This is a genomic window from Streptomyces sp., assembly GCF_019510245.1.
GTDB lineage: Bacteria > Actinomycetota > Actinomycetes > Streptomycetales > Streptomycetaceae > Streptomyces.
In genome coordinates, this window is the sequence record NZ_JAEKKT010000316.1 from 1 (window position 1) to 5,126 (window position 5,126).

General features: G+C 68.0%; 7 protein-coding genes. 3 read left to right on the forward strand and 4 right to left on the reverse strand.

The window, feature by feature from the left end; translation table 11 throughout:
- Nucleotides 1–1,094 (reverse strand): class II fumarate hydratase (locus tag JF597_RS49880; protein ID WP_294012778.1); only part of this gene is annotated, 1,094 nt, incomplete at its 3' end.
- Nucleotides 1,095–1,137: 43 nt separating this feature from the next.
- Entirely contained in the window at nt 1,138–1,755 is a 618-nt protein-coding gene (locus JF597_RS49885) for a hypothetical protein (RefSeq protein WP_294012781.1), read from the reverse strand.
- Between the two features lie 272 nt (nt 1,756–2,027).
- Between JF597_RS49885 and JF597_RS49890 the strand changes: the two genes are divergently transcribed.
- Together JF597_RS49890 and JF597_RS49895 are read left to right on the forward strand one after the other, a co-directional pair.
- On the forward strand, nt 2,028–2,435 hold the full coding sequence (locus tag JF597_RS49890) for a hypothetical protein (RefSeq protein WP_294012784.1): 408 nt from the start codon (nt 2,028–2,030) through the stop codon (nt 2,433–2,435).
- Nucleotides 2,436–2,502: 67 nt separating this feature from the next.
- On the forward strand, nt 2,503–2,988 hold the full coding sequence (locus JF597_RS49895) for a hypothetical protein (protein WP_294012787.1): 486 nt from the start codon (nt 2,503–2,505) through the stop codon (nt 2,986–2,988).
- Here the strand turns inward: JF597_RS49895 and JF597_RS49900 are convergent.
- A complete protein-coding gene (locus tag JF597_RS49900; protein WP_294012790.1) occupies nt 2,981–3,559 on the reverse strand; it encodes a CGNR zinc finger domain-containing protein in 579 nt (192 codons plus the stop codon). The genes JF597_RS49895 and JF597_RS49900 overlap by 8 nt on opposite strands.
- A gap of 87 nt (nt 3,560–3,646) precedes the next feature.
- Between JF597_RS49900 and JF597_RS49905 the strand changes: the two genes are divergently transcribed.
- A complete protein-coding gene (locus tag JF597_RS49905) occupies nt 3,647–4,831 on the forward strand; it encodes an epoxide hydrolase family protein (protein ID WP_294012793.1) in 1,185 nt (394 codons plus the stop codon).
- A 62-nt stretch (nt 4,832–4,893) separates the two neighbouring features.
- Here the strand turns inward: JF597_RS49905 and JF597_RS49910 are convergent.
- Nucleotides 4,894–5,126, reverse strand: a 233-nt coding sequence (locus JF597_RS49910) for a fumarate hydratase C-terminal domain-containing protein (RefSeq protein ID WP_294012796.1), incomplete at its 5' end; no start/stop codon positions are given.

A 5,126-nucleotide genomic window follows, 5' to 3' on the forward strand; every position in this document is an offset into this window, starting at 1 on the left:
GGCAGCATGACGTTGAGCTCGAAGTTGCCGGCCGCACCGGCGGTGGCGACGGTCGCGTCGTTCCCGACGACCTGCGCGGCGACCATGAGGACGGCCTCCGGGATCACGGGATTGACCTTGCCGGGCATGATCGACGAGCCGGGCTGGAGGTCGGGCAGCGAGATCTCCGCGAGCCCGGTCCTGGGCCCGGAGGACATCCACCGCAGATCGTTCGCGATCTTCGTCAGGCCGACCGCGATGGTCCTGAGCTGCCCGCTGGTCTCCACGATCCCGTCCCGGGCGCCCTGCGCCTCGAAGTGGTCCCGTGCCTCGGTGAGCGGCAGCCCGGTGGTGCGGGCGACCTCCTCGATGACGGCGGCGGAGAAACCGGGCGGGGTGTTGATGCCGGTGCCGACCGCGGTGCCGCCGAGCGGCAGTTCGGCGAGCCGGGGAAGAGAGGCCTGCAGCCGCTCGATGCCGTACCGCACCTGAGCCGCGTAGCCCCCGAACTCCTGCCCCAGGGTCACCGGGGTGGCGTCCATCAGGTGGGTCCGCCCGGACTTGACGACGTCGGCGAACTCCTCGGACTTGCGGCCGAGGGCCGCGGCGAGATGGTCGAGGGCCGGGATCAGATCCCGGGTGACGGCGGCGGTGGCGGCGATGTGGATGGAGGACGGGAAGACGTCGTTGGACGACTGCGAGGCGTTGACGTGGTCGTTGGGATGCACGCCCCGGCCTTCGCCGAGCCGCTCGGTCGCCAGCGTCGCGATGACCTCGTTGGCGTTCATGTTGGACGAGGTGCCGGACCCGGTCTGGAAGACGTCGACGGGGAAGTGCGCGTCCCAGTCTCCGCGGGCCACCTCGTCGGCCGCCTCCTGGATCGCTTCCGCGACGTCCTTGTCGAGCACCCCCAGACGCGCGTTCACCTTCGCGGCCGCCCCCTTGATCCGGGCGAGCGCCTCGATGTGCGCCCGTTCGATCCGCTGCCCGGAGATGGGGAAGTTCTCCACCGCCCGCTGGGTCTGGGCCCGCCACCTGGCGTCCACCGGGACACGGACCTCGCCCATGGAGTCGTGCTCGATGCGAAACGCCTGTTCCTGCTGCTCGTCGGCCACTGCCGATCACCTCCGTCGTGGTCAGCGTCCGTGACCGCCGAGGCTATTCCTGTCGCAGGACCTGGCCCGGCAGGCTCGGCCGCTTTTCGGGCGGGAACGCAGTGGCCAGGTAACGGTGCAGTTCATCGGCGCGGGACTGGACCTGGCGGGCGTGTTCGGCCAACTCCCGTGCGCGCAGGTCGGCCTGCTGCGACTCCGTACGCAGCCGCTCCGCCTCCTGCTCGAACCGGACGATGTGCCGGCGGATCTCCGTCAGCCACTCCGGCTGGTCCGCCTCGCAGCCGGAAAGGTACCCGAAGTGGAGAGTGGCCCCGGGGTCGGAGGACCGGCCGCGCTGTAACCCGGCCAGTTCGCTGGTGAGGGACTGCAGTGTCTGTTCGAGGCGGTCGGTGCGGTGGGTGTGCTGGTCGAGTCGCTCGACGATGTCGTTGAGCAGCGAGGCGACATGGTCCTCGGCGGCGTGCACCTCCGCCTCGGCCGCGCGGTATCTGCGCCGCCAGTAGTCGAGGGTTTCCTGCTCTTTGTCCTCGGGATACTGGCAGATCTCACAGATCGCCCTGACCACGTCCTCGATCAGTTTCCAGGAGGCCAACTCCGTTTTGCACCACGCCCGGTAGACCCCCGTCTTGCTGCGAAAACTGACTTCCGCGATACGGGCCATGCTCACATTCGAGTCCAGGCAGAATGCGTTGAGCTCCTGGCCGAACTGTTCGATCGGGGATCTGCGGTGCTTTGACAACGTCGATCGCCCCCGGGGCCCCGTACTCTCAACGATCTTGAGGGTGGCGGGGGCGGGGGAGGCCCTCCCTTCCTTTCTGCCCGATAAGTGTGGCAGTCCGCCGAAGATCCAATTGCCGCCGCCGTTCTCGGTTTTTAGCGGAGAACTCCAGAGGTGGGTGAGTGGCAAGTGGCGGAACGCGGTCGGTGATACATATGAGCAGACGGTTGGGAGAAGGGGCCGAACGGCTGCTGCCCGCAGGCGAGTTGTACGACCGAGAGGCAAAGTCCATGCACGGACCGGGGCGGGACCGCCACGACGACCGCGATTCCCTGCGTTTCCAGATGATCGAACTGGCCGCCAATCTCCTGGCGCTGCTGTCGATCCTGGCGACCATGCTGGTCATCGTGCTCGCGGCGGACACAGGCCCGACAGTGATCGCCGCCCTCGCCACGGCGGTCTCGGTCTCCTTCCGCGCCTGGCTGGCCTACCGCCACCGCCACCACCACCCGGGAATCCCGACGCCTTTCCCGTCCCCCGATCGTCCCCGACTGCCTGGCCCTCGCCGGTCGTTGGACCAGCCGGCGGGCTCCACCGCAGAGAGCGGGAACGAGACCGTCTGAACCGGCGAAGGAAGCTCGTCGAGGAGATCGGGCCGCATCGGGGATGCGTGCCAGGGAGCATGGCGGTGTGTCCGATCTTCTGTGGGACGACGTCCAGCACTGCTTCGACCTTGATGAGATGGGGTCACTGCCGGACGTGCGTGTCCCTGATGCCTCGGTGGAGGACTGGCAGGCGGTTCTCGACCTGATCAGCGCGAGCGGCTGGAAATGCCGGTACTCCGAGGGCGAGGTGGTGATGCCGGTGCCGCGGGCCGAGGCAGTGCTGTCCCGCCCTGCTGACGCCGAGTGCCCGGACCTGCGGGTCTGGTTGACGCCGGATGTGCTGGTGGTCTTCCGCTTCTGCGCACCGGAGGAGATCGACTTCGATGTTGATCTGCGTGAGCTGCAGGGCCAAGAGCGACTTGATGTGTTCTGCGGCTTCCTGCGGGCCATCGGGAGACGGCTGGGCAAGCCGGTCCTGATGGAGCCGGAGGGCGACTGCGGCCATCCGGTTCTCCGCTTCGATTTCGAAGCCGATCAGGTCGTTCTCCTGGCTGGACCGCCGGTCAGCTGATCGCTGATCTGGTGTTCTTGCGCTGGTTGGCGTTGAAGCGGGCCTTTTTCTGGCGGTTGCCGCAGGTGTTCATGTCGCACCATTTGCGGGTGCGGCTCTGGCTGGTGTCGAAGAAGGCGGCCCGGCAGGTCGGTGAGGCGCACAGGGCCAGCTTTCCGTCTCGTTCGCCTGCGATGATGCTGATCGCGTCGGCGGCGATCACGCCGAGGGCGTCTTCCACCCGGGAAGCCGGGCCGAGCTGCCATCGCCGCTGGCCCTCGGGCGTCAGGATCGCCGCGGCCCGACCCTGAACGCTGCGGTCATTGATCACCTGGACAGCGGGCGCAGGGAGCGCCTCCTGGATCGCGGCCGCGGTCGCGGCGGCGTGAATCGACTCCCTCAGTTCCCGCGCGAGGTCGAGCTGCGCAGGGGTGCAGGAGTCCACGGCGAGGCCGTACAGGGCCAGCCAGTCGACGAGCCGGTGCGGCGTGGGGATGCGCTCCACGGCGGTGCCGTGACGCTCCGACAGAGTCCCCGTGAAGCTCGTCGCCAGCACGGTACCGAGGCGGAAGTCAGGGAAGCCGGCACGCATGGAACCACCTTAGCCGGTTGCTCGTCGGCATGAAGGCATGCCACGCTGGAACCGCCTTAGACGGTTCCACGACGGCCAGGAGGTCTCATGTCCCGTCCGACCAGCGACGCGCAGACAGACGTGCAGACATTTGAAGCCCACGCAACCGACGCCGACCTCGACGAACTGCGCGCGCGACTGGCCGCGGCGCGACTACCGGAGGCCGAGACGGTCCACCGCGCCGCGCCCGGCCCCCGCCGATGGGACCAGGGCGTTCCGCTCGCCGACCTCGTCGAGGTCGTGAACTACTGGCGGACCGGGTACGACTGGCGGTCGTTCGAAGAGCGCCTGGACCGTATCGGCCAGTTCCGCACGACCATCGATGATCTGGGAATCCACTTCCTGCACCGCCGATCCGCGCGCGCAGACGCCACTCCGCTGATCCTGACGCACGGCTGGCCGGGCAGCATTGCCGAGTTCGTCGACGTCGTGGACGAGCTGGCGGATCCGAAAAGCGCGGACGCGCCGGCGTTCCACGTCGTGGTCCCGTCGCTACCGGGCTTCGGTTACAGCGACAAGCCGGCCACCACCGGGTGGGGAACCGAAAAGATCGCGGCCGCATGGGTGGAACTGATGGAAAGGCTGGGGTACAGCAGGTTCGCGGCCCACGGCGGCGATTGGGGCGGCAATATCACCACGGTTCTCGGCGGCAGGTTCCCGGCGCACGTTCTCGGCATTCACACCTTGTTCGCTGAGGCGCCGCCCGGGCTGACCACGGACGGGCTGACGGCGGCCGAGCGCAAGTGGACCGAGGAAACACGAGATTTCTGGAGCCACCGCGCGGCGTACGCGAAGCAGCAGGCGACCCGACCGCAGACCATCGGCTACTCGCTCGTCGACTCACCGGTCGGGCTGCTTGCCTGGATCCTCGACAAGTTCGCCGAGTGGTCGGACACCGAGGACAGCCCGTTCGAGACGATTTCCATGGACAGGGTCCTCGACGACGTCACCCTGTATTGGCTGACACGGACCGGCGCATCGGCGGCCCGCATCTACTACGAGAGCCACAACTCGCTGGACCCCGAACTCCGGGTCGACGTGCCGTCGGCGATCACCATGTATCCCCGCGACATCGAGAAGTCTCCGCGTCCCTGGGCGCAGGAGCGGTACCGGCAGATCGTCCGATGGAGGTCGCCGGAAGTGGGGGGACATTTCCCGTCCCTGGAGGTCCCCGGGTTTTTCGTCGAGGATCTGCAAGAGGGCCTCGCGGCGGTGCTGGCCGCCGATCGGTGAACGCAGCAACAGACCCCCCGGCGTCCGCCGAGGGGTCTGGAGGCTGCGACTGTGGCCGCGACTCAGGCCAGGCCAGGACCCCGGACCGGGATGGTGGTGAACGTCGGCTGCTCGGGTTCCGGTGAAGTGAAGAAGTCGTTGCCCTTGTCGTCGACGACGATGAACGCCGGGAAGTCCTCGACCTCGATCTTCCAGACCGCCTCCATGCCGAGCTCCTCGTACTCGACGACCTCGACCTTCTTGATGCAGTCCTGGGCGAGCCGCGCGGCCGGGCCGCCGATGGAGCCGAGGTAGA

Excerpts from the sequence above, each read along its gene's own strand:
- JF597_RS49885 (WP_294012781.1), bottom strand. The coding sequence starts at position 1,755 with ATGGCCCGTATCGCGGAAGTCAGTTTTCGCAGCAAGACGGGGGTCTAC.
- JF597_RS49890 (WP_294012784.1), top strand. The coding sequence starts at position 2,028 with ATGAGCAGACGGTTGGGAGAAGGGGCCGAACGGCTGCTGCCCGCAGGC.
- JF597_RS49900 (WP_294012790.1), bottom strand. The coding sequence starts at position 3,559 with ATGCGTGCCGGCTTCCCTGACTTCCGCCTCGGTACCGTGCTGGCGACG.
- JF597_RS49905 (WP_294012793.1), top strand. The coding sequence starts at position 3,647 with ATGTCCCGTCCGACCAGCGACGCGCAGACAGACGTGCAGACATTTGAA.